General features: G+C 72.4%; 25 protein-coding genes and 2 pseudogenes. 13 read left to right on the top strand and 14 right to left on the bottom strand.

What is annotated here, in order from left to right; genetic code table 11:
- Complete coding sequence (locus BJF77_RS02285; RefSeq protein WP_075871158.1) at nucleotides 1-276, bottom strand: GlsB/YeaQ/YmgE family stress response membrane protein; 276 nt, start codon at nucleotides 274-276, stop codon at nucleotides 1-3.
- Between the two features lie 211 nt (nucleotides 277-487).
- On the opposite strand from BJF77_RS02285, the gene BJF77_RS02280 reads away from it, so the two are divergent.
- The 5 genes from BJF77_RS02280 (at nucleotide 488) to BJF77_RS02260 (ending at nucleotide 5,931) form a co-directional block, all read left to right on the top strand.
- Entirely contained in the window at nucleotides 488-1,603 is a 1,116-nt protein-coding gene (locus tag BJF77_RS02280; RefSeq protein ID WP_187347242.1) for an alcohol dehydrogenase catalytic domain-containing protein, read from the top strand.
- A gap of 102 nt (nucleotides 1,604-1,705) precedes the next feature.
- A complete protein-coding gene (locus BJF77_RS02275; protein WP_255396097.1) occupies nucleotides 1,706-2,650 on the top strand; it encodes an HNH endonuclease in 945 nt (314 codons plus the stop codon).
- Between the two features lie 374 nt (nucleotides 2,651-3,024).
- Nucleotides 3,025-4,305, top strand: coding sequence for an MFS transporter (locus BJF77_RS02270; RefSeq protein ID WP_075871156.1), 1,281 nt, complete (start codon nucleotides 3,025-3,027; stop codon nucleotides 4,303-4,305).
- Nucleotides 4,306-4,319: 14 nt separating this feature from the next.
- Nucleotides 4,320-5,435: an NAD(P)-dependent alcohol dehydrogenase gene (locus BJF77_RS02265; protein ID WP_139318394.1), complete on the top strand. Its 1,116-nt coding sequence runs from the start codon at nucleotides 4,320-4,322 to the stop codon at nucleotides 5,433-5,435.
- Nucleotides 5,335-5,931, top strand: a complete 597-nt coding sequence (locus BJF77_RS02260; protein ID WP_369821346.1) for a helix-turn-helix domain-containing protein — start codon at nucleotides 5,335-5,337, stop codon at nucleotides 5,929-5,931. Before BJF77_RS02265 ends, BJF77_RS02260 begins: the two co-directional genes overlap by 101 nt.
- Before the next feature lie 20 nt (nucleotides 5,932-5,951).
- Here the strand turns inward: BJF77_RS02260 and nagA are convergent, their stop codons facing one another.
- The 8 genes and pseudogenes from nagA to BJF77_RS02225 form a co-directional block, all read right to left on the bottom strand.
- Nucleotides 5,952-7,106 carry an N-acetylglucosamine-6-phosphate deacetylase gene (gene nagA / locus BJF77_RS02255; RefSeq protein WP_075871153.1) on the bottom strand — a complete coding sequence of 385 codons (1,155 nt, stop codon included), beginning with the start codon at nucleotides 7,104-7,106 and terminating at the stop codon, nucleotides 5,952-5,954.
- Nucleotides 7,103-7,888, bottom strand: coding sequence for a glucosamine-6-phosphate deaminase (gene nagB / locus BJF77_RS02250; RefSeq protein WP_075871152.1), 786 nt, complete (start codon nucleotides 7,886-7,888; stop codon nucleotides 7,103-7,105). The genes nagA and nagB overlap by 4 nt, the downstream gene beginning before the upstream one ends.
- A gap of 41 nt (nucleotides 7,889-7,929) precedes the next feature.
- On the bottom strand, nucleotides 7,930-8,691 hold the full coding sequence (locus BJF77_RS21320; protein ID WP_255396096.1) for a hypothetical protein: 762 nt from the start codon (nucleotides 8,689-8,691) through the stop codon (nucleotides 7,930-7,932).
- 223 nt (nucleotides 8,692-8,914) lie between these two features.
- Nucleotides 8,915-9,457, bottom strand: a pseudogene (locus BJF77_RS21315) (sodium:solute symporter); the annotation flags it as partial.
- Nucleotides 9,457-10,674 carry an anhydro-N-acetylmuramic acid kinase gene (locus tag BJF77_RS02240; protein ID WP_075871151.1) on the bottom strand — a complete coding sequence of 406 codons (1,218 nt, stop codon included), beginning with the start codon at nucleotides 10,672-10,674 and terminating at the stop codon, nucleotides 9,457-9,459. The gene BJF77_RS02240 and the pseudogene BJF77_RS21315, both read right to left, overlap by 1 nt.
- Nucleotides 10,671-11,591, bottom strand: a complete 921-nt coding sequence (gene murQ, locus BJF77_RS02235; RefSeq protein ID WP_075871150.1) for an N-acetylmuramic acid 6-phosphate etherase — start codon at nucleotides 11,589-11,591, stop codon at nucleotides 10,671-10,673. The genes BJF77_RS02240 and murQ overlap by 4 nt, the downstream gene beginning before the upstream one ends.
- The gene (locus tag BJF77_RS02230) at nucleotides 11,588-12,553 is read right to left on the bottom strand and encodes an N-acetylglucosamine kinase (RefSeq protein ID WP_075871149.1); all 966 of its coding nucleotides are present in this window, start codon (nucleotides 12,551-12,553) and stop codon (nucleotides 11,588-11,590) included. The genes murQ and BJF77_RS02230 overlap by 4 nt, the downstream gene beginning before the upstream one ends.
- Nucleotides 12,550-13,290: a GntR family transcriptional regulator gene (locus tag BJF77_RS02225; RefSeq protein WP_255396095.1), complete on the bottom strand. Its 741-nt coding sequence runs from the start codon at nucleotides 13,288-13,290 to the stop codon at nucleotides 12,550-12,552. Before BJF77_RS02225 ends, BJF77_RS02230 begins: the two co-directional genes overlap by 4 nt.
- A 167-nt stretch (nucleotides 13,291-13,457) precedes the next feature.
- On the opposite strand from BJF77_RS02225, the gene BJF77_RS02220 reads away from it, so the two are divergent.
- A complete protein-coding gene (locus BJF77_RS02220; protein WP_255396094.1) occupies nucleotides 13,458-14,096 on the top strand; it encodes a YitT family protein in 639 nt (212 codons plus the stop codon).
- A 183-nt stretch (nucleotides 14,097-14,279) separates the two neighbouring features.
- Nucleotides 14,280-15,158: a serine hydrolase gene (locus BJF77_RS02215; protein WP_075871147.1), complete on the top strand. Its 879-nt coding sequence runs from the start codon at nucleotides 14,280-14,282 to the stop codon at nucleotides 15,156-15,158.
- Nucleotides 15,159-15,256: 98 nt separating this feature from the next.
- On the opposite strand, the gene BJF77_RS02210 is transcribed toward BJF77_RS02215, so the two are convergent.
- The 3 genes from BJF77_RS02210 to BJF77_RS21305 form a co-directional block, all read right to left on the bottom strand.
- Nucleotides 15,257-15,694, bottom strand: a complete 438-nt coding sequence (locus BJF77_RS02210; RefSeq protein WP_075871146.1) for a hypothetical protein — start codon at nucleotides 15,692-15,694, stop codon at nucleotides 15,257-15,259.
- Nucleotides 15,695-15,792: 98 nt separating this feature from the next.
- Complete coding sequence (locus BJF77_RS21310; RefSeq protein ID WP_255396093.1) at nucleotides 15,793-16,455, bottom strand: hypothetical protein; 663 nt, start codon at nucleotides 16,453-16,455, stop codon at nucleotides 15,793-15,795.
- Nucleotides 16,410-17,177 carry a hypothetical protein gene (locus tag BJF77_RS21305; protein WP_187347240.1) on the bottom strand — a complete coding sequence of 256 codons (768 nt, stop codon included), beginning with the start codon at nucleotides 17,175-17,177 and terminating at the stop codon, nucleotides 16,410-16,412. The genes BJF77_RS21310 and BJF77_RS21305 overlap by 46 nt, the downstream gene beginning before the upstream one ends.
- Nucleotides 17,178-17,315: 138 nt before the next feature.
- Between BJF77_RS21305 and BJF77_RS02200 the strand changes: the two genes are divergently transcribed.
- The 6 genes and pseudogenes from BJF77_RS02200 to BJF77_RS02180 all read left to right on the top strand — a co-directional run bounded on the left by BJF77_RS02200 (nucleotide 17,316) and on the right by BJF77_RS02180 (nucleotide 22,513).
- Nucleotides 17,316-17,855 carry an ATP-binding cassette domain-containing protein gene (locus tag BJF77_RS02200; RefSeq protein WP_075871145.1) on the top strand — a complete coding sequence of 180 codons (540 nt, stop codon included), beginning with the start codon at nucleotides 17,316-17,318 and terminating at the stop codon, nucleotides 17,853-17,855.
- Entirely contained in the window at nucleotides 17,822-18,205 is a 384-nt protein-coding gene (locus tag BJF77_RS02195) for a hypothetical protein (RefSeq protein WP_075871144.1), read from the top strand. The genes BJF77_RS02200 and BJF77_RS02195 overlap by 34 nt, the downstream gene beginning before the upstream one ends.
- Nucleotides 18,202-18,975, top strand: a complete 774-nt coding sequence (locus BJF77_RS02190; protein WP_083664921.1) for an ABC transporter ATP-binding protein — start codon at nucleotides 18,202-18,204, stop codon at nucleotides 18,973-18,975. Before BJF77_RS02195 ends, BJF77_RS02190 begins: the two co-directional genes overlap by 4 nt.
- A gap of 166 nt (nucleotides 18,976-19,141) precedes the next feature.
- Nucleotides 19,142-20,697 (top strand): annotated as a pseudogene (locus tag BJF77_RS02185) (ABC transporter substrate-binding protein).
- Nucleotides 20,694-21,275, top strand: a complete 582-nt coding sequence (locus BJF77_RS21300; protein ID WP_255396092.1) for a hypothetical protein — start codon at nucleotides 20,694-20,696, stop codon at nucleotides 21,273-21,275. Before BJF77_RS02185 ends, BJF77_RS21300 begins: the two are co-directional and overlap by 4 nt.
- Nucleotides 21,188-22,513, top strand: a complete 1,326-nt coding sequence (locus BJF77_RS02180) for an ABC transporter permease (protein ID WP_255396091.1) — start codon at nucleotides 21,188-21,190, stop codon at nucleotides 22,511-22,513. Before BJF77_RS21300 ends, BJF77_RS02180 begins: the two co-directional genes overlap by 88 nt.
- A gap of 222 nt (nucleotides 22,514-22,735) precedes the next feature.
- Here the strand turns inward: BJF77_RS02180 and ykgO are convergent, their stop codons facing one another.
- Nucleotides 22,736-22,858 carry a type B 50S ribosomal protein L36 gene (ykgO, locus tag BJF77_RS02175; protein ID WP_026544400.1) on the bottom strand — a complete coding sequence of 41 codons (123 nt, stop codon included), beginning with the start codon at nucleotides 22,856-22,858 and terminating at the stop codon, nucleotides 22,736-22,738.
- A 78-nt stretch (nucleotides 22,859-22,936) separates the two neighbouring features.
- Nucleotides 22,937-24,055: a GTP-binding protein gene (locus BJF77_RS02170; RefSeq protein WP_075871143.1), complete on the bottom strand. Its 1,119-nt coding sequence runs from the start codon at nucleotides 24,053-24,055 to the stop codon at nucleotides 22,937-22,939.
- Nucleotides 24,056-24,103 lie beyond the last annotated feature (48 nt).

Raw genomic sequence — 24,103 nt, 5'->3', positions numbered from 1 at the left:
TCAGCGCACGGCCCTGTTGCGTGCTGCCTTGTTGCGCCCGGACAGGCTCTCGGCCACGCCGATCAGCAGGACCGCGGCGATCACGGCCACGATGAAGCCCAGGACGTTGAGCTCGAAGATGTCGCCGGTGCCCAGCGCGCTGGCGATGACGCCGCCGATCACCGAGCCGGCCAGGCCCAGCAGCAGCGTGGCGATCAGGCTGAGGTTCTGCCTGCCGGGTTTGATGAGCCGGGCGAGGGCGCCGATGACGAGTCCGGCAACGATGAAGCCGATCATGGGGTCTTCCTTCTCAGGTCGGGGGTCCCGGCGGCGACGGGGGTTCTCCTGCAGTGCCGCACCCCGATACTACGCATACTGCCGATTCCTCCGCACGGGCCGGGACGGGCCGACCCCGCGGCGGGACGGTCCGGCGCACGTCCTCGATAACTCCCGGACCGGGCGATACGGTGAACGGCGTCACAGCCCAGCACCGAGACCGGAGGTCGTCGTGAAGATTCGTGGAGCCGTCCTGGAGACCATGGAGGCCTCGGCCCCGTACGCGGAGTCGCAGCCGCTGCGCGTCGAGGAGCTCGAGCTCGGCGAGCCCGGGCCCACCGAGCTGCTCGTGCGGATCACCGCCGCCGGGGTGTGCCACTCCGACCTCTCCGTGGTCAACGGCAACCGGCCGCGGCCCCTGCCGATGCTGCTGGGGCACGAGGCGGCCGGCGTCGTCGAGCACGTGGGCGCCGAGGTCACCGACCTCACGAAAGGCCAGCACGTGGTGATGGCGTTCCTGCCGCGCTGCGGCGAGTGCGCCGCGTGCAAGACCGAGGGGCTGCTGCCGTGCACGGTCGGGTCGAAGGCCAACGCCTCCGGCACCCTGATCGAGGGCTCCCAGCACCTCACCTCCCAGGCCCGCGGCAACGTCTACCACCACCTGGGGGTCTCCGGGTTCGCCACCCACGCCGTGGTGGACCGCCGCTCCGTGGTGCCCGTGGGCGAGGACGTCCCGGCCCCCATCGCGGCCGTCATGGGCTGCGCGGTGCTCACCGGGGGAGGGGCCGTCCTCAACGCGGCGCAGGCCACTCCCGACGACGCCGTGGCCGTGGTCGGTCTCGGCGGCGTGGGACTCGCCGCGGTGCTGGTCGCCAAGGCCGTGGGCTGCCGCCGGGTGATCGCCGTGGACGCGCTGGCCGAGAAGCTGGAGCTGGCGATGGAGTTCGGCGCCGACGAGGCGCTCACCCCGGACGAGCTCGTGGCGCTCGAGGACAAGCCCCGCGTGGTCATCGAGGCCGCCGGGCACCCCCGAGCCTTCGAGACCGCGTTCAACGCCACCGCCGTGGGCGGGGTGACCGTCACCGTGGGTCTGCCGGCGCCCGGGGCGATGTCCCAGATTGAGCCGCTGAAGATCACCGCCGAGGCCCGCCAGATCATCGGCAGCTACCTCGGCTCCGCCGTGCCGGCCGTGGACATCCCCAAGTACGAGCAGATGTGGCGCGACGGCGCGCTGCCCCTGGAGAAGCTGATCACCTCGCACATCACGCTGGACCAGATCAACGAGGCGATGGACGAGCTGGACGCGGGGCGGGCGGTGCGGCAGGTGATCGAGTTCCCGGACGCATGAAGCGAGCGCCGGAGTGCGATTCTCTGCGGGCAGCATGCCTCATGCATGACGATGTGCGAGTCCTTCAGTGCAGGGAAGGAACCGGCACCTTAGACTCCGTTTATGGCTGCCTCCCCGCGCATGACGTTTGAAGATGAGATGCAGTTCCGTCATGCGGCCATGGAGTGGTTAGCCATGCGAACCAATGATGGCGCCGAGCCGATGTATTTCCTGGACATTGAGGAATTTGAGTACGAAGGAGCGCGAACACCGCTTCGGAATCGCTATAAGGGAATATGGAAGCCGGCGACCTTTGGCGCCGCTCTCTCGTTTACGACGAAGTTCACGAAACCCGGTAAAGAGCGCCCCTACGAGGATGCCGTGGGAGACGACGGCCTCATTCGCTACAAGTGGCGAGACGGTGGGCCGGACATCCCAGACAATCGGGCACTGCGGGCGGCTATGGAAGCGGGCCTGCCACTCATTTGGTTCTACGGCATCGCGGAAGGCGTCTACCAACCAATATTTCCGGTGTTCCTTGTGGCGGAAGAGGCGGACCAGCACCAATTTGTCGTGGCCATCGACGACGCACAACGGCTTTTTGAGGACGGGCCAATCTTCTCCGAAGGTCCATCTCTTAGCGTGGTAGAGAAGCGTTATGCCGCTCGCATGGCACGTCAGCGACTTCATCAGCCGGTGTTTCGCTCGATGGTCATGCGCGCCTACGACGAGCACTGCGCAGTCTGCGCTCTGCATCATGTGGAGCTACTAGATGCCGCTCATATCTTGCCAGACGCTCATGAGGACGGCATCGCCGCTGTGACCAACGGGCTATCTTTGTGCAAGATTCATCACTCCGCCTATGACAGGAAATTCATGGGTATCCGTCCGGACTATGTTGTGGAAATCCGAACGGATCTGCTAACTGAAGTCGACGGACCCATGTTGCGTCATGGCTTGCAGGAGCGTCACGGAGAGCGGCTTCTCATCCTTCCACAACGGCGCAAAGAGCGTCCCTCAAGTGCCCTTCTAGAAAAGGCTTACCATCGCTTTCTTGAAGCCGCTTAAGGGTCTAGCAGACTTTCTCGGGCACCAACCATTAATGCGGATAATGCATGCTTTGTGCGCTTGTGGTTTCCGGGGGATCACATAAGTCGTGTTGCTGAGGTGTGTGGCACCGGATCGATATCCCGCGGCGAGGGGGTATGGAATGCCGTGCGTCCTCGTTGCAGGAGGGGCACATAACTCTGCGCAGCGTCCGCGACTGCACCTTGTATCGAGAGGGTCCGCCTCGCGAGTTGCGCAGAAGTATCAGCCCGCGCCGGATTAGTCGGCTAGTGGCCCGCGTCACACCTCCGTAGCGTTGAGGACATCGCGCACCGGCTGCCCGCTCTTCTGCTCGCCAGGTGCCTTCCACCTGGTGTCCACGAAGGAGTGCCCGCATGTTCGGCATGCCCCGCCGCCTGCTCTTCGGCTATCTCGCCCTCGCCGTCTTCATGACCGGTGATGGTCTTGAGCTCACGTTCCTGTCCCGCTTCCTCGTCGAGAACGGCTTCACGCCCACCCAGGCCGGCCTCGTCTTCACCGTCTACGGCCTGGTGGTCGCCGTTTCGGCGTGGACCACCGGCGTGCTCGCCGAGGTCGTGGGCGCCAAGCGCCTCATGGTCCTCGGCGGCGTCCTCTGGATGGTCCTGCACGTCCTGTTCCTCACCGTGGGCCTGCAGAGCGTGCTCGGCACCATCCTCATCTACAGCCTGCGCGGGGTCGCCTACCCGCTGTTCATGTACTCCTTCGTGGTGCTCATCGCGCAGTCGGTGCACCCCAGCCGCCTGGCCTCGGCCATGGGCTGGTTCTGGGCGTCCTTCTCCCTGGGCATCGGCGTGATGGGCGCCTACGTGCCCAGCCTGCTGGTCCCGGTCATCGGCGAGTACGCCACCCTGTGGGCGTCCCTGCCCTTCGTGGCGGCCGGCACCCTGATGTGCGCCTTCCTGGTCCCCGGCGCCCCGCCGGAGGCGGACCTCTCCCAGAAGCTGCACGGTGCGGAGCGCACCCGCGAACTGCTGCGCGGGGTGACCATCCTGGTGGAGAACCGGCAGATCGCCCTGTCCGTGGTCATCCGGGTGCTGTGCAACCTCACGCTCTATGCGTTCCCCATGATGATGCCGTTGTACCTGACCACCGGCGAGATCGGCGGCGCGTCCTGGTTCACGCTGCCCGAGTGGATGATGCTCTGGGCCATCATGAACACCATCACCATCGGCGCCAACATCGTCTGGGGCCGGCTCGGCGACCGCTACGGCTGGATGCGCCAGATGCGCTGGTTCGGCTTCGGCGGCATGGCCCTCGCGGTCCTCGCCTTCGCCTACGTGCCGGTGTGGTTCGGCCCCAGCTTCCCGGCGATGGTCGGGGCCGCCGTGCTCTTCGCCCTGTCCGTCACCGCGTTCGTCCCGATGGGCGCGATCTTCCCGGCCCTGGCCCCCGAGCACCGCGGGGCGGCGATCTCCGCGCACAACCTCGCCTCCGGGCTGACCACGTTCCTCGGCCCGGGCATCGCCACCCTGCTGCTGCCGGTTCTCGGACCGGTGGGCGTGTGCTGGGTCTTCGCCGGCCTGATGCTCCTCGGCACCGTCACCACCTTCTTCATCCACCCGCCCCAGCCCGGCATCACCACCGCGACCGGCCGGATGCTGCCGCGCCGCGAGCGTCTTGCCGTCGCCGCCTGAGGAGACCTGAGACCATGAACCCCACGACGCTCACCAGCACGAGCGCTGCGACCACAGCCCCGAAGACCTCGAACACCCAGGAGAGACCCATGGACGCCGTCGTCCTCGAACGCCAGCACGAGATCCAGGTCCGGCCCGTCCCCGGGCTGCGCCCCGTGGGCCCCGGTGAGGTGCGCATCGGCGTGCACACCGTGGGCATCTGCGGCAGCGACATCCACTACTTCACGCACGGCCGGATCGGGCCCTACGTCGTCGAGGCCCCGATGGTCCTCGGGCATGAAGCCTCCGGCACGGTGCTGGAGGTGGGGGAGGGTGTTCACCACCTGGCCGTGGGCGATCGGGTCTGCATGGAGCCGGGCATCCCCAACCCGCGCTCGCGGGCCGCGCGGCTGGGCATGTACAACGTGGACCCGGACGTGCAGTTCTGGGCCACGCCCCCGGTGGACGGCTGCCTGCAGCCCGAGATCATCCACCCCGCCGACTTCACCTACCGGCTGCCCGAGCAGCTCTCGCTGGAGGAGGGCGCCCTGATCGAGCCCTTCGCCGTGGCGGTGCACGCGGTGACCAAGGCCGGCCTGGCGCCGGGCGACGTCGCGGTGGTGGTGGGCGCCGGCACCATCGGGGTGCTCACCGCGATCGCGGCCGCCGCGAGCGGGGCGTCCCGGGTGTACATCTCGGACGTGGCCCCGGAGAAGTTCGCCAAGATCGAGGCGTACCCGACCATCCACGCCGTGGACGTCTCCCGCCAGGACCTCCGCGAGGTGGTGCGCGAGGCCACCGACGGCTGGGGCGCGGACGTGGTCTTCGAGGCCAGCGGCAGCCCGCACGCGTTCGGCGACCTGTGGGAGATCCCCGCACCGGGCGGGACCGTGGTGCTGATCGGCATCCCGGTGGACCCGGTGCCGCTGGACGTCGCCGCCGCCCAGGCCCGGGAGCTGCGGATCGAGACCGTGTTCCGCTACGCCAACTCCTACCAGCGGGCCATCGAGCTCGCCGCGTCCCCGGCGGTGGACCTGGGCGCCCTGATCAGTGCCACGTATCCGTTCGAGGAGTCCGTGGCCGCCTTCGAGCGCGGCGCCGAGGGGCGGCCCACCGACACGAAGATCCAGATCCGGGTGGCCGGAGCCTGACCGTGGCTGCCGCCGCACGGAGCACGACGACGGAGGACCCCACCTCCCCGGTCCGGGAGCTGGTGATCCCGGACCCGTCGAGCTCCGTGCGGTGGCACGAGCACGACTGGCCCCACCCGCTGGCTCGCTGGCACTACCACCCCGAGGTGGAGGTGCACCTGATCCGGGAGTCCTCCGGGACGGTCATGGCCGGCGACTGGGCCGGGCCCTTCGGCCCCGGCCACCTCAGCATCATGGGCTCCCGCCTGCCCCACAACTGGATCTCCCACCCCAACGCGTTCTCGAGGCTGTTCGCCAAGGCACCGGTGTGGGCTTCAACCGCACGGGCACCCGGATGCGGCTCACCGAGGCCTGCCGGCTGCTGCGCGGCACCGACCTGCCGGTCTCGGACATCTGCTACCGGGTGGGCTTCACCAACCTGTCCAACATCAACCGGCACTTCCGCGCCACCACGGGCACCACTCCGTCCCGGTACCGGCGGCTCGACGAGGTGTGAACCGAGCGGGGGCGTCGACGTCACGACTGCTCGTCGCACCGATGGCCGCGCCGCCAGACGGCACGCACCTGAAGGTCGTCATCGAGGGCCACCAGGTCGGCACGGGCCCCCGGGACCAGGCTGCCGAGGTCGTTTCGTCCGAGCAGGCGGGCCGGTGCTGCAGTCACCGCCGTGAGCGCCTCCTCGAGGGGGATGCCGACCTCGTGGACGGCGTACCGCACGGCCCGGTCCAGGGTCAGGGTGCTGCCGGCGATGGTGTCCTTGCCGGCCAGCGTCGCGCGGCCGTCGCGGACCTGTACCTGCAGCGGACCCAATCGGTACGCCCCGTCGGGTGCGCCCGCGGCCGCCATCGCGTCGGTGACCAGGACGAACCGGCCGGCTGCCTGCTCCATCGCCGTCCGCAGCACGGCCGGGTGCACGTGCACGCCGTCCGCGATCAGCTCGACCACGACCCGCTCCGACCGCAGCAGGGCCAGGGCGAGCCCGGGTTCGCGATGGTGGACGGCCCGCTCGGCGTTGAACAGATGGGTGGCCACGCTGACGCCGCTGCGGATGGCCTCGGACGCCTGGGCGTACGTCGCATCGCTGTGGCCCGCGGCGGCCACCACTCCGCGGCGGGTCAGCTCACGGACGGTGTCCAGGGCCCCGGGCCGCTCCGTGGCCAGGGTGACCATCCGCACGGCGCCCCGTCCCGCGTCGAGGACGCGTTCGACCTCGGCCCACACCGGGTCCCGCAGCAGCGTGGTGTCGTGGGCGCCGCAGTGGAGCTCCGACAACCACGGTCCCTCCAGGTGGATGCCGGCCAGCTCGTCCTCCTGGACCAGCCCGGCCAGGGACACCACCTGCTGCTCGAGCGCCTCGACCGTGTCAGTGACCAGGCTGGCCACGGAGGTGGTGGTCCCGTGCCGGCGGTGGGTGCGCAGCGCGGTCACCGCGGCGTCCGGCCCGTCGGTGTAGGCCGCGCCGCCTCCACCGTGCTGGTGCACGTCGACGAAGCCCGGCACCAGGGTGAGGCCGTCCAGGTGCTGGGCACGGTTCGGCGGAGTGCCGGCGCCTGTGCCCGTGATCCGCCCGGACGCGAACGAGATCCAGCCGGGCCGCAGGACGCCGTGGTCGTCCAGTACACGGTCCGCGGACAGGACCGCGGTGCCGTTGCTGCTCCCGGCCCGTGTCACAGGCCCTGCCAGGCGGGCTTGTTGCGGTAGGCGTCGCGGTAGTAGGCGGAGAGCTGCAGCCGGGAGGCCGCGGCCTCGTCCACGATCGCCGTGACGTGGGGGTGCAGTTGCAGGGCACTGCCCGGCCACATGGCCGTGACCGGTCCCTCCACCACCTGGTGGAGGGCTTCGGCCTTGGCACGTCCGCTGGCCAGCAGCACGAGGTGGCGTGCCTGCAGGATCGTGCCGATGCCCTGGGTGAGGCAGTGGTGTGGCACGGAGCCGATGTCGTCGCCGAAGTACCGGGCGTTGTCGCGCCGGGTCTGATCCGTGAGGGTCTTGATCCGGGTGCGCGCACCGAGGGAGGATCCGGGTTCGTTGAAGGCGATGTGGCCGTCCGAACCGACCCCGAGGATCTGCAGGTCGATGCCGCCGGCGTCCTGGATGGACCGTTCGTAGTCGGCGCACGCCCCGGGCAGGTCCGCGGCGAGGCCGTCCGGCCCCTGCACCCGCTCGCTGCGCAGATCGGTCGGCGTGACCACCTCGGTCTCGATCACGGTGCGGTATCGCTGCGGATGGTCCGCCGGGAGGCCGACGTACTCGTCCAGCAGGAACCCGCGGCACTGCGCGAGGGAGAGTTCATCGGTGGCGACCCGCCGGGCCAGTTCCCGGTACAGCTCCGACGGGCTGGACCCGGTGGCCAGGCCCAGTACCGCGTCCGGCTTCCTCTGCACGAGCGCACTGATGGCGTCGGCGGACACTTCTCCGACCGCGGCGGCGTCCGACACGATGACGACTTCCATAACGTTTCCCCTCACATGCTGCTTCGACGGACGCGCCCGGGTCAGTCCCGGGTTCCCACGGTGCTGGTCTCCGCCTGGGGGTTCGACGCGGCCTCACGTCCGTGGCGCAGCGACAGGAGTCCGCCGACGACCAGGCAGACGATCACGCCCGCCAGCGGGTACCACTGCCAGGCGAGCAGGACGTGCGGGACACCGTCCACGGCGAGCACCCACTTCTCCAGCACGAACAGGGTCATGGTCGTCGCCGCCGCGCAGACGAAGGCCACGTTGGCGTCCAGGGCACGGGCCCGCTTGTTGACCAGGCCGAGCACGAACGAACCGAGCAGAGCCCCGTAGGTGATGCCGGCGATCCCGAGCGCCAGGACCACGATGCTGCCCGAGTCGTCCTTGAAGAACGCCGCGGGAGCGATGAAGGCCAGGCCCCAGCCGACGGTGGCCCAGCGGCCGACCCGGAGTCCCTCACGGTCGGTGAGCGGGGTCTTCTTGAGCTGGGCGTAGACGTCGGTGACGGTGGAGGACGACAGCGCGCTGAGCGAGGACGACAGGGTGCTCATGGCGGCGGCGAGGATGGCGGCCAGGAGCAGGCCAGAGACCCCGGCCGGAAGGCCCTCCACGATGAACCTCGGGAACACCTCGTCGTTGCGGGTCAGGCCCAGCTGCTCGGGCGACTGCTGGTTGAAGAAGCCCCACAGCGCCAGGCCGACCGCCAGGAAGACGGCGAACTGGAAGAAGACCACCACCCCGGAGACGATGATCGCCTTCTGGGCCTCCGCCTTGCTGCGGCAGGCCAGCAACCGCTGCACGATGATCTGGTCGGCGCCGTGCGAGCCATCGAGAAGATGGCGCCCCGATGACCGACGGGATGAAGGTGGAGGCGTCGGTGAAGGGGTTGCCGGAGAGGACGAACATCTGGAGCTTGTCGGCGCCGGCCGCGTCACGGAGCCAGGTGAGCCCCATGCCGCTGGTGATCACGGCGATGGTGAGCAGGCCGCCGAACACGTACAGCAGCATCTGGACCACGTCGACCCAGACGACGGCGCGGATCCCGCCGATGAACGTGTAGGCGATCGTCACCACCGACAGGACCACGATGATCGTGAAGTAGCTGGTCTCGAGGCCGATGCCGTCGAAGATCAGCTTGAGCGGGATCGCGGCGGCCAGCACCCGGATCCCGTCCGCCAGGAGACGGGTGAACAGGAACGTGATGCCGGCGGTGGTCTGGGTGCTGCGGCCGAATCGTTTGCCCAGGTAGGCGTAGGCGGTGACCATCTCCCCGTCGTAGTAGCGCGGCAGCATCAGGTACGCCACCAGGATCCGGCCGAGCAGGTAGCCGAGGGCGACCTGGAGGAACGACACGTTGCCCAGGTAGCTCATCACCGGGATGCCGACCACGGTCAGCGCACTGGTCTCGGTGGCGACGATGGAGAGGCAGACGGCCCACCAGGGCAGGTTGCGCCCGCCCAGGAAGTAGTCGCTCAGGCCTTTCTGCTTGCCGCTGAGCTTGAGTCCCAGGGCGGCGGTCGCGACCAGATAGAGGGCGATGACGGCCAGGTCCAGTACGTGCAGCATCACAGGTCTCCTTCGACTGATGTGGAGGGCTCGGGCCGAGCGGTCACCCGGAGTCGGCGGGGCAGGCGGGGCCGCGGTTCCGGCAGGATCAGCGGCCGTCTCCCCGGGGTGAGGCGACCGGCAGGTGTGGCACGGGACGCGCCCGTGCAGCTGGCCACGGTGGCGGGCAGACCGTGCCAGGTGAGCCAGCCGAGCAGCGCCATCAGGGCGGCTTCCTTGGCGTCCCCGGGCAGGCCCGTGCTGTCGATCGGCTCCAGGACGACGCCGTCCCCCAGCGCTCGCCGCAGCTCGGTCATGAGCGCCGGGTTGTGGGTGCCTCCGCCCGAGACCACGGCACGGGTGACGCCGTGCCGGTGGCACTCCGCGGCCACCGTGAGCGCGGTCAGTCGCGTCACTGTGGCGATGACGTCGTGCGGGTCGAGGCCGGGACGGCTCGCCAGGGCGCGGTCGAGGTGCCCGGCGTGGAAGAGCTCCTTCCCGGTGGACTTGGGTGCGGGCTGCCGGTAGTAGGGCTCCGCGAGCAGGTCCTCGAGGAGCGGCTCGACGACGCGTCCCCGTCCGGCCAGGGCCCCGTCGCGGTCGATGCCGTGCGGGTCCCCGGTGATGCGCCGGGCCATGACGTCGATCAGTGCGTTGGCCGGGCCGGTGTCGTAGGCCACCGGGGGCGAACCGGGAGACAGGACCGTGATGTTGGCGATCCCGCCGAGGTTCACCGCCGCGGTGGCTTCCGAGGCGTCCGCGAACAGCAGGGAGTCGAGCATGCTGGCCAGTGGGGCTCCCTGGCCGCCGGCGGCGACGTCACGGGCGCGCACGTCGGAGAGCACCGGGCACCCGGTGCGCTCCGCGATCCAGGCCGGCTGCCCGACCTGCAGGGTCCCCCGCACCACCCCGTCGGACAGGAGGTGCTGGACGGTCTGGCCGTGGGAGACGACCAGGTCGCAGTCGACCCGGTTGGCGTCGAGGATCCCCTGCACGGCGTCGGCGCTGAGGACGCCGAGCCGGCTGTCGACGTCGGCCACCAGGCTCAGGGGCACGGAGCCCGGCTCGAGCAGGCGCAGCAGGTCGCGGCCGAGGTCGGAGGGAAAGGGGACCTCGCCGTGGTCGAGCAGGTCCATGACCAGCTCGTCCCCGTCCTCCCCGCGGATCACGGAGAAGTCCACCAGTGCGACGTCCAGGGCGTCGGCGGAGGTCCCGGTCATCAGCCCGGTCACGATCATGACTGCTCACCCACCACGTGGCCCAGGTGCCCGCGGGCCGCCTCCAGGCGCGCCGCGGCCTCTGCGGCGGGCACCTGGAGCAGCAGGGCGGCGATCGCCGTCTTCGCGTGCCCGGACGCCTCGGCCAGGGCCCGGTCCGCTGCCTCGGACGACGCGCCGGTTGCCTCGACGACGATGCGGCGGGCCCGCTCCCGCAGCTTCTCGTTGGTGGCCACGACGTCGACCATCAGGGTGCCGTGCACCTTGCCCAGCTCGATCATCGTGATGGTCGAGAGCATGTTCAGCACCCGCTTCTGCGCCGTGCCGGCCTTGAGCCGGGTGGAGCCGGTCACGAACTCCGGGCCGGTCAGCGTTTCGATCGGCTGGTCCACGGCCTCCGCGAGAGCCGTGCGGGCGTTGTTCGTGAGGCCCACGGTGAACGCGCCCGCGGCACGGGCGGCCTCCATCCCGCCCAGCACATAGGGCGTCCGGCCCGAGGCGCTGATCCCGACCACCACGTCGTCCGGGCCGACGCGGGCCGCCCGGACGTCGCGGGCGCCGGCGTCACGGTCGTCCTCGGCGCCCTCGGCCGCCCGGGTGAGGGCGTCGTGCCCACCGGCGATGAGCGCGCGGACGACATCGGGGCCGACCCCGAAGGTCGGCAGGCACTCCGCGGCGTCCAGGACCGCGAGCCGGCCAGGGGTTCCCGCGCCCTGGTAGACCAGCCGTCCACCCGCACGCAGCCTCGACACGATGACTGTCAGGGCGGCGGTGATCTGTTCGGCGGCGGCCTCGACCGCCTCCGAGACGATGCGGTCGTTGGCGAGCTGGGCGGCCACCAGGTCAGCCGTCCCGAGCTCCTCCAGTCGCACCCCGGGTCGGGACGTCTCGGTGTCCAAGGCGGCCAGGTCTTCTCGGGGCCGTGGCGTGGGTGTCATCTCACGTCTCCTTCGTCGTGCCCGCAGGAAAGCATCCGGCGGTGCGGCAGGTCGGGGTCAGCGGCGATCAGATAGCCACCGCTGAGGGCATCGCCGTCGGCCGGCCGGCGGCTGATCCCGGGCAGCATCTGGTCCAGGTGCCGATCGAGGGGGTCGGTCAGCACCGGTCCGGCGTTCAGGAGCCCACCCGTCGTGGCGAGCTGCACCGGAAGGTCCAGGTGCGCGCTGCGGACGGCTGCGGCCACCGACAGCGCGAGCTCGCGGGCCGCCTCGTCGCAGATCTTCTGAGACGCGTCATCCCCGGACCGGGCCGCGGCGAACACGTCGCGGGCGAACGATGCGACCACGCGCGCGGGGTTTTCCGAGGCGTGCACCGTACGGGGCACGCGGCGCGGATCGCCCCATCGGGCGACTGCGCGGTCGAGCAGGACAGGGCTGCCGCCCCGGCCGTCGGCCTGTCGCAGCACCTCGTCCAGCCCGGCGCGTCCGATGGCGTAGCCGCTGCCGGCGTCCCCGAGCAGGTAACCCCATCCGTCGACGAGGCTGTACGTGCCGTCGGCGGTCACGGCCAGGACGCTGACGCCGGTGCCCGCGGCGAGGACCACCCCCGCCTGCCCCGAGAGTGCGCCCGCGTGCGAGGTGATGGCGTCGCTCGTCACGATGACCTCCGCGCCGGGATACCGCGCGGCGAGCCCGGCTCGCAACAGGGGCGCGTGCTCGGCGGCGCTCAGGAGTCCTGCCAGGCCGGCCACCACCGTGTCCACCGGGCGTCCAGGGCAGGGGTGCGAGCTGCCTGATGCATCGGTGGCCTGTGCCATCCGCGACAGCGCCTGGTCGACGCCGCCCGGGTCGGCGATTCCTGACGCTCCGGGGGCCTCGCCGTGCCCGACCCGGTCGCCGTCGACCCACAGGCCCATCCGGCAGCCGGTCTTCCCGGCATCGAAGACCAGCACGGTGCTCATCCGGTGGTCTCCTGCACGGGCGCAGCGGTCCGAGGCACCGTGAGCTCGGTGCGGATCTGGTACCGGTCGCCGCGGTAGATCGACCGCACGAACTCCACCACCGTGCCGTCCGCCGCCCACGAGGTCCGCTCGAACAGCAGCGCCGGTGAGTGGAGCGGAACACCCAGTTCTCGTGACTCCTCCTCGTCGGTCACCGTGGGCTGGATGGTCTGCACCCCGCGCGCGATGACTACGCCGTACCGCAGCCTCAGCAGTTCGTAGTAGGAGGCGTCCTCGAGATCGTCGACCGTCAGGCCGGGTACGACCGACTCCGGGACGTACAGCGTCTCGATGGACATCGGCTCCTCGTCGGCCAGCCGCAATCGGGTGGCGTGTACGACGTCGGCCGACGGCGAGACCTCCAGGCGTCGGCCGATCCGAGCCCCCGCCGCGCGGCGCTCGAAGGCCAGCATCCGGCTTCCCGGGCGCAGCCCCCGGGACAGCATGTCCTGTGTGAACGAGGTCGCGGCCAGTGCCGTGTCGAGCTTGGGGCCGACCGCGAAGACACCGGCCCCCGGTCGCCGGCGCACCAGTCCGCCGGCCACCAGTTCGTCCGTGGCCCGGCGCAACGTCATCCGCGACACCCCCAGCTCCTGGGCCAGGTCGCGTTCGGTCGGCAGCTGTTCGCCGGCCGCCATGGAGTCGAGACGGTCCAACAGGTGGTCGCGGATCATGTGGTACTTGGTCACACCAGCCATTGAGCCAGCATCAGCCTCAAATAACAAGACCTTTGGTCTAAGAATATGGCCCACTGGTCGAGAAGCATGACTGGACACTGTCGCTCGTGAGGCCGTGGAGCGGCGCTCCTGCCGGCGGACCTGGTTCGGTGCGCCAGGTCCTCCGCGCCGGTGCGAGGATGGTCCGCATGTACTGGCGTCCGCGGGGCCTGACCCGCTCGATCGACCGTCCGGGCTCGCGCCGGCTGCCCCGGCGGCTCGTGCAGCTCTACGCCGGCCTGGTGCTCTACGGCATCACCATGGCGCTGTTCGTGCGGGCGGAGCTCGGCGTCATCCCGTGGGACGTGCTCCACCAGGGGCTCTCCCGGCAGCTCGGGGTGAGCATGGGCACGGTCGTCATCGCCGTGAGCCTGCTGCTGCTCCTGCTGTGGATCCCGCTGCGCGAACGGCCCGGCATCGGCACCGTCAGCAACGCGGTGGTGGTGGGGCTGGTGCTCGACGCGACTCTGGCGGTGCTGCCCCCGGTCGAGTCGCTGCCGCTGCGGGTGTTGTTCGTGCTCGCCGGCGTGCTCCTCAACGCCGTGGCGACCGCCGCCTACATCGGCGTGCACCTGGGGCCCGGCCCGCGGGACGGACTGATGACCGGCCTGGTGCGGCGCACCGGAGGATCGGTGCTGATCGTGCGCACCTCGATCGAGGTGACCGTGGTGCTCGCCGGGTGGCTGCTCGGCGGCACGGTGGGCCTGGCCACGGTGCTCTACGCGCTGGCCATCGGACCGCTGGTCCAGGTCCTGATGCCCCGGATGAGCGTGCAGCTGCGCCGCTGACGTCGCCGCCCGAGTTCCAGGTTCCGCGGCCCCTGTCGGTGCCGCGGTCCGGAGCGCCGGATCCACGGTGCCGAACGGACGATCCCCGCAAAGGGTGGCGGAGGATCACCGTGGGGAACAGAATGGCCCTGCCGCCGGGACCGCCCCGGCCGCGCCTCGTCCGTGGGGGAACGGAGACGCACCATGCACCCAGGAACTCGATCACTCGCGCGCCGCAACCCGTGGCCTGCCCGCCGGGGGCGCCTCACAGGGGCTCTCCTGGCGCTGCTCCTCGCACTGGGTGGTTCCGGCGCGGCCACCGCAGCGCCGGCCTCCGCCGTCGAGGCCACCGATCCGGCGGCCACCCGCCTCCAGGCCGATCTCCAGGTCCTCGCCGCCCAGGTGCCGGGGGAGCTGGGGCTCGTGCTCCTCGACCCGGCCGGTACGGAGGTGGTGACCCGCAACCCGGACCGCTCCTTCACCAGCGCCAGCCTGTACAAGCTCTTCCTGGCCCACGCGGTCCTCGACCGGGTCGACCGGGGTGTGATCGCCCTGACGGACACGGTGCCGGGCACGACCTTCACCGTCCGGGAGGCCGTGGAGCGGATGATCACCTGGTCGGACAACGTCTCCGGCGCGGCCCTCGGGCGGTGGCTCGGGTGGCACGAGGTCCAGGCGTTCGCGCAGTGGCAGGGCTTCGAGTCCACGACCTACGACCCCGACACCGGGGAGGCGGGGACCGTGGCCATGACCACCACGCCGGACGACGTCGCCGACTTCCTCGACCGGCTGCGGACGGGTGAGCTGCTCTCCGAGCCGTCGACCACCCTGCTGCTCGGCTTCCTCGCGGCCCAGCAGCTGGACTACGCCCTGTCCACGGGGCTGTCCCCGGACGTGGAGTTCGCGCACAAGACCGGCCTGCTGATCCAGGTCTCCCACGACGCCGGGCTCGTCCGGCTGAACGGGAGGGAGTACGTGGTGGCCGTGCTGACGGACGGCTGGTCCGGCTACGACGACGCCAGGCCCTGGTTCCGGACGGCAGGACAGGCGATCGACGCCTACGTGCACGCGTCCACGGTCTGACCTGTTCCCGTCCGGCGCTCGCCGGATGCGGCGGCGCTCGACCGGCACCCCGGCCTGTCGCAGGGGGCGCAGGCCCGCCCGCGACAGCCGGGGCGATCTCAGCCGCGACGGATCCTCGGCGCCGGGGTGGTGCCGCAGGTCGCGGCCCGGAGTGCCGGCGGCAGGATCCGGTCCGGCTGGAGGATCTGTTGCGGACCCCCGGCGCGCAGCCACTCCCGCAGGGCGTGGAACCGGCCGTGGTCCTCCAGGCCGCTGAACCACGCGAGCGGGCCGATCTGATCGTTGGGGCCGTCGCGGCGGGCCACGGCGGCCACGCAGGCCAGTTCGCACCGTCCCAGGCAGGGTGAGTTGATGAGCACGGCCCCGGGGGTGGCCCTGATGGTCGAGACGATCTGCTGCTCGTGGTCCTCTCCGTCGGCCAGGCGGCGCAGGCCTGCGCAGCGGGATCCGGTGCACCAGGCGAGCACCGGGCCGCTGGCGTCGGCCGGGGTCTCGTTCTTCAGCGGCTTACGGGGGCGGGCTGTGCGGCGTGACATGGGTGGCTCCTTCCGAGGCCGTGGCGGCCGGTGGTCACCTGGTGGGCGCCCGTCGTCGTGGTCCGGCTGACGGGCGCCCCTGTCAGGAACGCGTCGGCTCAGTGGTCGTGGCCCTCGTGGGCGTCCCCTGCGTGGTCGTGGTCCTCGTGCCCGGCCTCCGCGGTGGCGGGGGACTCGGGCTCGCCGTCGACCACGGCGATCTCGGTGGGGGTCTCGGGCAGGTCGAAGCTGTCCACCACGGTGCCGGCGGCGATGTCCACCACGTGCAGCTTCCGCGCCGCGGCGTCGGTGACGTAGGCGCGGTCCCCGGCGACCTTGACGGCCGGGCCGGGCTCCTGCCACTCCTCGGGCTCCTCCCAGGGCTCGACGACGGCGACCTCGTGCAGCACGTCCCCGGTGTCGGCGTCGAGGATGTTCAGCTGCCCGTCGTAGGTGAGCACGAGGGCCTCGCCCTCGGGCCCGCGGGCCAGGGAGCGGAACCAGTAGGCCGAGCCGGCGTCGACCGTGCGGATCTCATCGGTGCGGGTGTCGATCAGCCCGATCCGGGTGGGGCGCTCCTGCTCGGCGTCCGCGTCGGTCTTGTAGTCGGCCAGCACGACCGGGGAGCCGTGGGAGCCGAACTGGTTGCCCGAGCGCTGGTAGTCCTCCTGGACGGCGACCTTGTGGAAGGCGCCGTCGCGGTAGACCACCGGGCCGTTCTCGCAGCCCAGGGAGATCACGTCGCCTTGCGCGGTGGGGGCGGCCGCGGCCTCGCCGTGCACCCGGGGCAGTCGGTGGTCTCGGCCACGACCTCGCCCGCGGGCGTCACGACCTGGACGGTGTCGCGGCTCTCCTCGGTGCCCTGGGTGAGCAGCAGGTTCCCGTCCGTCAGCGGTACGGCCACCCCGTGGTGGGCTGCCTCGGTGGCGTGGCGCTCCACCTCGCCGTCCTCCACGGAGCCGTCGGAGAAGGCGGTGGAGTCCAGGACCTGGATGGCTCCGCTGCCGTCGGCGAACAGCGCGGTCTTCCCCTCGTGCACCACCACGTGCGCGGCCTCGGGGGCCTCGAGGGCGGTGTCCGTAAGGGCGGGGGCCTGCTCGTAGTAGTGGGAGTGGTCGCCGTGGGCCTGGTCGATCAGCCCGGTGTCGAAGAGCCGGAAGACGTCGCTGTCGCTGACCAGCACGTGCCGGCCGTCCCCGGCGTTGTTCAGCCGCAGGAAGCCCTCGTGCTCGGTGGTCCCGAGGATCTCCCCGGACTCGGCGTCGAGGGTCATCAGGCCGCCGTCGTAGCTCAGCACCACGCGGGGCGTGAGGGAGGCGACCTCCTGGCGTTCCGCCGAACCGCCCGAGGCGGACGGGGAGCTCGAGGCCTCGGCCGGGGTCGTCGCGGCGGCGGAGTTCTCGGCGGCGGGCTCGGCCTCGGCCGTGCCGGGGGAGCAGGCGGACAGCGCCAGCGCGGCGACGACGAGTCCGGAGAAGGTCAGGGTGCGGGACGAAGTGTGCATGCTCGAACCATAGACGAGAATGATACCCATTCTCAATAAACATCGACGACGGATCGAGGCCGGTCGGCGTGCCGTTGTAAACTGCGAATGATAATCATTACTGTGAGACAGTTGACGAGTGCGACCCGAGGAGAGAGCGTGCGCAGTGCCGCCCGTGTGGAGGTGGGGGACCTCGAGGTCTCCGTGGTCGGACAGCCGTTGCTGCACCGAGTGGACCTCCGGGTGCAGCCCGGGCAGCGGGTGGCCCTGCTCGGGGCCTCGGGCTCGGGCAAGTCCCTGACGGTGCTGGCGGTGCTGGGACTGCTGGGGCCCCAGTTCCGCGTGCAGGGCACGCTGCGGGTCGACGGCCGTGAGCTGCCCTGGCGCCAGGCGCCGGGCCGGCGCCCCGGCATGGCGGCGGTCTTCCAGGACTCCCAGGCCGCGCTGAACCCCGTGGTGCGCCTGGACCGGCAGCTGCTGCCCGCCGTGTCCCGCCGCCGCCGGACCGGTGCGGCGGAGGCCGGCCGGGTCGTGGCGGAGCTGCTCCGCGAGGTCGGCTTCGAGGACCCCGAGCGGATCCTGCACGCCCATCCCTCCCAGCTCTCGGGCGGCAGCGCCAACGCGTGTGCCTGGCCCTGGCCATGGCCGCGTCACCGGACCTGCTGGTGGCCGACGAACCCACCACGGCCCTGGACATGATCAGCCAGCGTCAGGTCGTCGAGGCCCTGCGCCGCTGCACGGGGCCGGGGCGCAGCGCGCTGCTGTTCATCACCCACGACCTCGCGGTCGCCGCCGACCTCTGCGACGCGGTCGTGGTCCTGGAGCGGGGGAGGGTCGTGGAGGCCGGCCCGATGCAGCAGGTGCTCCGGTCGCCCCGGGCGGCGTTCACCGCGGCCCTGGTCGCGGCGGCCCGCGCCGGCCTCCGGCCCGCCGCGGCCTCGCAGGAGCGGGACCTCCGCCCCGGTCTCCGACCCGTCGTGGCCCCGCAGGAGCCAGAACTCCGCACCGGCTCCCGGCCTGTCGCCGCACCGCTGGGCGCGGCCTCGTGACCCGGCCCGCAGGGCCGACGGCGCTGCGCGGCACCGGACTCACCCGGACCTACCGGACCCGCTCCGGGGAGGTGACCGCGGTGTGCGGGGTCGACCTCGAGGTGCGCGAGGGCGAGGCGCTGGGCGTGGTGGGCCCCTCCGGATCGGGCAAGTCCACGCTGCTGTCCCTGCTGCTGGCCGTGGAGCGCCCGGACCGGGGTGAGGTCCTCTTCGGCGACATGCCCCTGATCGGCCGGCAGCGGATCCGGCGGGCCCGGCAGGCCGTGCAGTACGTTCCGCAGGATCCGGCGTCGAGCCTCGATCCGCGGCGCAGCGTCGAGCGCCAGCTGCTCGAACCGCTCCGGCGCTACCGCGTCCCGGGCGACCATGCACAGTTGGTGCGGGACGCCTTGGAGCAGGTCGGTCTCGGCGCCGAGCACCTGGACAGACGCGCCCACGAGCTCTCCGGCGGCCAGGCCCAGCGCGTGGCCATCGCCCGGGCGCTGGTGACCCGCCCCCGGATCCTGCTGGCCGACGAGGCGGTCAGCGGCCTCGACCTGCCGCTGCGCAACCAGGTGCTGGACCTGCTGCAGGACCAGCACGTCCGCAGAGGTCTGGGGCTGCTGTTCATCTCCCACGACCTCACCGCGGTCCGTTCCCTGTGCGAGCGCGCCCTGGTGCTCGACCGCGGACGGGTGGTCGAGGAGGGCCCGGCCGGCCGGCTCCTCGAGAGCCCCCGGCACCCGATCACCCAGGAGCTGGTGGACGCCGTCCCGCGGCTGCCCGCCTGAGCCCCCGTGCCCTGCCGGCCGTCACCTCGTGGGTCCCGCTGATCCCGCTCGCCCTGCTCCTCGCCGCCGCCCCGCCGCGGGTCCTGCCCGCGCTCCGCGCCCCTCAGCTGTCCGCTTCCCCGACCACCGCGCGATCCACCGACCACCACGCCGAAAGGGCTTCCTGATGCCTCCTCGCTCCTCCGTTCCCGTCCACCGCTCCTCCCACCGGGCCACCGGTCTCGGGCTGGCCGCCGTGAGCCTGCTGCTGCTCACCGGCTGCTTCGCCGGGGGCTCCGGCGGGTCGTCCGCGGAGGGTGCCGGTGCCTCCTCCGACGCCCGGGTCGCACTCGCCATGCTCCAGCCGCCGCGCTCGGGGCTGTCCCCGCTCAGCGACGACGCGTTCAAGCTCTCCCGCTGGTCCACCGCCGAGACCCTGGTCCGGCTGGACGAGGCCGGGGACGCCCAGCCGATGCTGGCCACCGCGTGGGAGCAGGTCGACGACACCACCTGGTCCTTCACGATCCGCGACGGGGTCACCTTCCACGACGGCACCGAGCTCACCGCCGAGAACGTCGCCGCCTCCCTGGACCGGGCCGTGACGGCCGAGCCGGCCCCGCGCATCCTCGACGGGGTGGAGATGTCCGTGGCGGCGGAGGGCGGCACCGTGCGGGTCACCACCGCCGAGACCGACCCGCTGGTCCCGCAGCGCCTGTCCAGCCCGCAGCTGTCCGTCCTCGCCCCGGCCGCCTACGAGGGGGCCGCGGTGGACCCGGTGGGCCACGGCACCGGGCCGTTCGAGCTCACCGCGGTCGACGGCACCTCCGGCGCCACCCTGGAACGCTACGAGGACCACTGGGACGGCGCCGCGGCCGCGGCCGGCATCGACGTGTCCTTCGTGCCCGACGGCACCGCCCGGGCGGCCGCGCTGCGCACCGGGGAGGCCGACGTCGTCGAGGCCGTGCCGGTGGGCCAGGCCGCCCAGGTCGAGGAGGACCTCCTGGAGGAGGTGCCGATGCCGCGCACCAACACCCTGTACCTCAACACCGAGGACGGCCCGTTCGCCGACCCCGCCCTGCGGGCGGCGGCGCGGGAGGCCCTCGACCCGCAGGCGTCGTGGACGGGGTCTACGAGGGCCGGGCCGACGTGGCCGCCGGCCTGCTCGGACCCGCGCTTCCCTACGCGGCGGCCGGCCGGGACACCGACGAGTACCGGCAGGTCCTGGAGGGCCGGGCGCAGGCCGCGGACCCGAAGGGCCGGAAGATCACCATCGGCACCTTTACCGACCGCGCCGAGCTGCCCGAGGTGGCCGTCCAGCTCCAGCAGCAGCTGGAGGCGGCCGGGTTCGAGGTCGAGCTGGAGGTGCGCGAGTACCAGTACATCGAGGCCGACGCCCTGGACGGGGCCTTCGACGCCTTCATCCTCTCGCGGGCCACGGTGCTCGACTCGGGCGACCCGGTGGCCTACATGGTCAGCGACTTCGGCTGCGAGGGCTCGTTCAACATCTCCCAGTTCTGCTCCGAGACCGTCGACGACGCCCTCGCCGCGGCCGAGCGGACCGCACCGGGTGAGGAGCGCCAGCGGGCGATCATGGCCGCCGAGGCGGCGATCCTCGCCGAGGACGCCGCGATCCCCATGCTCCACGAGCGTGTCATCCAGGGCGAGCAGAGCGGCGTGGCGGGCGCGGTGCGCGACCCGCGCGAACGCGAGCTGATCACCGCCGAGACCACCGTCGCCGAGTGAACCGACGGGGATGGGCGGCGGCCCTGATCTCCCGCGCGGCGGCCTTCGCCGCCGTGGTCGTGCTGATCGGCGCCCTGCCCTGGCTGTCGGGCAACAGCCCGGAGTACACGGTCCTGCGCGCCCGCTACGCCGACCGGCCGGCCACCCCGGAGGTGCTCGCCCAGATCCGCACCGAGCTCGGCCTGGACGGTGGCCCGGTGGCCGTCTTCGCCGACTGGGCCTCCGGAGTGCTCACCGGGGACTTCGGCACCTCCTGGATCAGCGGCCGCCCGGTCCTGCCCGGGGTCCTGGACGCCCTCGGCGTCTCCCTCACCCTGATGGGCGCCGCCCTGGCCGTCGCGCTGGTCGTGGCCGCTCTGGCGTGCGTCCCCACCGTGGTGAACGGGCTGGCCGAGCGCCCCTCCCGCGGGGCCGGGGCGGCGGCGGCCGCGCTGACCGCGCTGCCGGAGTTCCTGCTGGCCGCCGTGCTGCTGGTCGTCGTGGCGGTGTGGTGGGGCTGGCTGCCGCCCTACGGGTGGGCCGGCCCCGAGCACGTGGTGCTGCCGGCCCTGGCCTGGGCCTGCCGGCGGGCGGGCTGATCGGGCGGCTGCTCAGCACCGCCCTGGCCGGAGCCTTCACCGAGCGCTGGGTGCACACCTGGGCCGTGGCCGGGCACTCCCGGGCCCGGATCGCCGCAGCCGCCGCGCGCCGGGCGCTGCCCGGGGTGATCGGGCAGATCGCCCTCGTCGTCGTCGGGCTCACCGGCGGCGCCGTGCCGGTCGAGGAGGTCTTCGCGATCCCCGGTCTGGGCCGGACCCTGCTCGGGGCCGCCGCCTCCCAGGACATGGCCGCCCTGCAGGCCGGGGTCCTGCTGCTGCTCGTCCTCGCCGCGGTCCTGGGCGCCCTGGCCGCCCTGATCCGCCGGTTGCTGCTGGGCCCGGCCGCCCGGTCCGGGGACCTGCCCGTCCCCGGGCCCCCGGCGGGCCGGCGGCGGTCCTGGTGGGTGGTCCCGGTCGTCTCGGGGGCCCTGCTGCTGACCCTGGTCGTGGCCGGGCTGTTCCGGGACCCCTACACCTCCGCCCACGCCCGGCTCGAGGCGCCCTCCTGGGCGCTGCCGCTGGGGGCCGACGCCTCCGGGCGGGACGTGCTGGCCCGGGTGGGCCACGGTGCCCTGGACACCCTGGGCCTGGCCCTGCTCGTGGTCGCCGCCTGCCTGGTCATCGGCCTCGTCGTCGGAACGGCCGGGGTGTGGTCCACCGGCCCGGTGGAGGTCACCAACGCGGCGCCGCCGATCATCGCCGGCATCCTCGTCGTGGCGGTGGCCGGCCCCTCGGCCGCGGGAGCCGCCCTGGCCGTCACCCTGGTCAGCTGGGCGCCCTTGGCCGCCCACACCGCCGCCCTCGTCGCCGAGATCTCGGCCCGGCCCTACGTCCGGGTGCTGCCCCTGCTCGGCGCGGGCCGGGCCCGCATCCTGGCCGGCACCGTCCTGCCCACCCTGCTGCCGGAGGTGACCCGGCACGCGATCCTGCGCCTGCCCGGCACCGCCCTGGCCATCGCCGGCCTCGGCTTCCTCGGCCTGGGGCAGCAGCCCCCGGCCCCGGAGTGGGGGCTGCTGCTGGCCGAGGGCATCGGCTACGTCGAGCGCGCCCCCTGGACCGTGCTCGGTCCCGCCGCCGCCCTGGTGCTCGCCTCCGTGCTGGCCGTCTCCCTCTCCAGCGCCGACGTCGCGAGACGGGCGACCCGTGACAGGGTGGGAACCGCCGCCACGGTTCCCGATCCGGACCCCGTCCGGGAGCCAGTGGGATCCGCCGCGCCGGCGAGGTCGTCGCGCGGCTGAGCGCACCCGGGCCGCCGTGCGGCTGAGCGCACCCGGGCCGCCGTGCCTGGGGGCACGGTGCCGGGCCTGCCGGTGCGTGCGGTCGGTCCGGCGTCCTGACGGCCGGCACCGGCGGCTCACGACGGGAGGGCTCACGGGGACGCGGCATCCCCGCCGACGACGAACGGCCGCTGCCGGACCGAGGTCCGGCAGCGGCCGTTCGTCGTCGTGAGGTTCCCCGGCTCAGCCCTGACGGGCCTTCATCCGCGGGTTCTTCTTGTTGATCACGAAGGTGCGGCCGCGGCGGCGGACCACCTGGGCGCCGGGGACCTTCTTCAGGGCGCGCAGCGAGTTGCGTACTTTCATTCGTTCCTCCTGGTGGTGCTGGTGGTGGTGGTGCTGGTGGTCGGTCCGGTGGCGGGGTCCGGCACGGGCCCCTCGCGGTCAGTTCGGCGAGCTGATGCCGAACGGGTCGGTCAGTCCGGTGATCCCGGACCGCAGCTCCTCCTCCGTGAGCTGGCACGCGGTGAGCAGCGCGGTCATCTCGGCCGCGTCCAGGTCCGCGCCGGTGGCGGCCAGCACCGTGGCGTGCTCGGCTGGGCCGGCCGGCACCAGGTCCGCGCCGGCGGCGTCCGTGCCGGCCCCGTGCGCATCACGGAACCCGGGCCGGGGCTCCACCGGCCACGGCCCGGCGTTCTCCAGCCAGACCCGCGGACCGATCCCCTGGACGAGGATGCGGTGCTCCGGGACCACCGCCAGGCAGACGTGCCCGCGCAGCCAGCAGCAGCCCGCGGCCAGGGCGGACAGCGCGTGCCGGAAGCGCTCCGGGTGCAGCGGGCGCTCCACCCGGTGCACCACGGTGCTGAACGGTGAGGACGGCGCGCCCCGGGGCGGTTCCAGGCATCCGGAGGCAGCGCGGTGCAGGGCCTCGGCGGGACGGTGCCGTCCCGGGCGGACCTCCGCACCGTGCTCGACGACGTCCGCGTGCCGGGCCAGCTCCCGCAGCAGCTGGACGCCGCGGGCGCGCTGCTCGGCGTCGACGGGCACCAGGTCGGGGTCCGCCAGCAGCACCGTGTCGGCGAAGGCCAGCTCCTCGACGAGGAACTCCCCGCAGGTGCGCTCGTCCCCGTCCACGGCGGTGCAGCCGGCCTCCGCGAGGGTCTGTCCGTCCCAGATTCGGTCCTCCACCGCGGCCGGGGAGCAGGCGAGCACCGCCGACTCCACGACCGGCGGCCGGTCCAGCAGGTGCTGCAGGGCGCGGGTCGCCGTGGCGGCCGGCACCCCCGGCGACAGGCCCACGACCACGTGCTCCGCCCCGGCCTCCTGCAGGCGCGCGAGGGCCGGGACGAGGTCGAGGCGGACGGCGCAGCTGGGGCAGCCGTGCTCCAGCGGGGTCGTCTCCCGCTGGGCGGCGAAGCCCGGCCGGAGCGTCCGGCGGACCACCGTGCCGTCGTCGAGCAGGTCCTGCAGCACCACCACGGCGCGGGGGAGGGCCTCCGCGAGGGACGCGCAGGCACGCCCGCGGCTGAGGGCGTCCAGGGAACTGACCGTGACAAGGCGCATGCCCGCCACCTTACATAAGAACCATTCTCAAACAAAGGAGACCTGCCG

It is taken from the genome of Kocuria sp. CNJ-770, from assembly GCF_001942375.1.
Taxonomy (GTDB): Bacteria; Actinomycetota; Actinomycetes; order Actinomycetales; family Micrococcaceae; genus Kocuria; species Kocuria oceani.
Note: the sequence above shows the minus strand (reverse complement) of the source record. Positions and strands in the feature narration are given on the sequence as shown.

Excerpts from the sequence above, each read along its gene's own strand:
- BJF77_RS02285 (WP_075871158.1), bottom strand. The coding sequence starts at position 276 with ATGATCGGCTTCATCGTTGCCGGACTCGTCATCGGCGCCCTCGCCCGG.
- BJF77_RS02275 (WP_255396097.1), top strand. The coding sequence starts at position 1,706 with ATGGCTGCCTCCCCGCGCATGACGTTTGAAGATGAGATGCAGTTCCGT.
- BJF77_RS02270 (WP_075871156.1), top strand. The coding sequence starts at position 3,025 with ATGTTCGGCATGCCCCGCCGCCTGCTCTTCGGCTATCTCGCCCTCGCC.
- BJF77_RS02265 (WP_139318394.1), top strand. The coding sequence starts at position 4,320 with ATGAACCCCACGACGCTCACCAGCACGAGCGCTGCGACCACAGCCCCG.
- nagB (WP_075871152.1), bottom strand. The coding sequence starts at position 7,888 with ATGGAAGTCGTCATCGTGTCGGACGCCGCCGCGGTCGGAGAAGTGTCC.
- BJF77_RS02240 (WP_075871151.1), bottom strand. The coding sequence starts at position 10,674 with ATGATCGTGACCGGGCTGATGACCGGGACCTCCGCCGACGCCCTGGAC.
- murQ (WP_075871150.1), bottom strand. The coding sequence starts at position 11,591 with ATGACACCCACGCCACGGCCCCGAGAAGACCTGGCCGCCTTGGACACC.
- BJF77_RS02230 (WP_075871149.1), bottom strand. The coding sequence starts at position 12,553 with ATGAGCACCGTGCTGGTCTTCGATGCCGGGAAGACCGGCTGCCGGATG.
- BJF77_RS02225 (WP_255396095.1), bottom strand. The coding sequence starts at position 13,290 with ATGGCTGGTGTGACCAAGTACCACATGATCCGCGACCACCTGTTGGAC.
- BJF77_RS02220 (WP_255396094.1), top strand. The coding sequence starts at position 13,458 with ATGTACTGGCGTCCGCGGGGCCTGACCCGCTCGATCGACCGTCCGGGC.
- BJF77_RS02215 (WP_075871147.1), top strand. The coding sequence starts at position 14,280 with ATGCACCCAGGAACTCGATCACTCGCGCGCCGCAACCCGTGGCCTGCC.
- BJF77_RS02210 (WP_075871146.1), bottom strand. The coding sequence starts at position 15,694 with ATGTCACGCCGCACAGCCCGCCCCCGTAAGCCGCTGAAGAACGAGACC.
- BJF77_RS21305 (WP_187347240.1), bottom strand. The coding sequence starts at position 17,177 with ATGCACACTTCGTCCCGCACCCTGACCTTCTCCGGACTCGTCGTCGCC.
- ykgO (WP_026544400.1), bottom strand. The coding sequence starts at position 22,858 with ATGAAAGTACGCAACTCGCTGCGCGCCCTGAAGAAGGTCCCCGGCGCC.
- BJF77_RS02170 (WP_075871143.1), bottom strand. The coding sequence starts at position 24,055 with ATGCGCCTTGTCACGGTCAGTTCCCTGGACGCCCTCAGCCGCGGGCGT.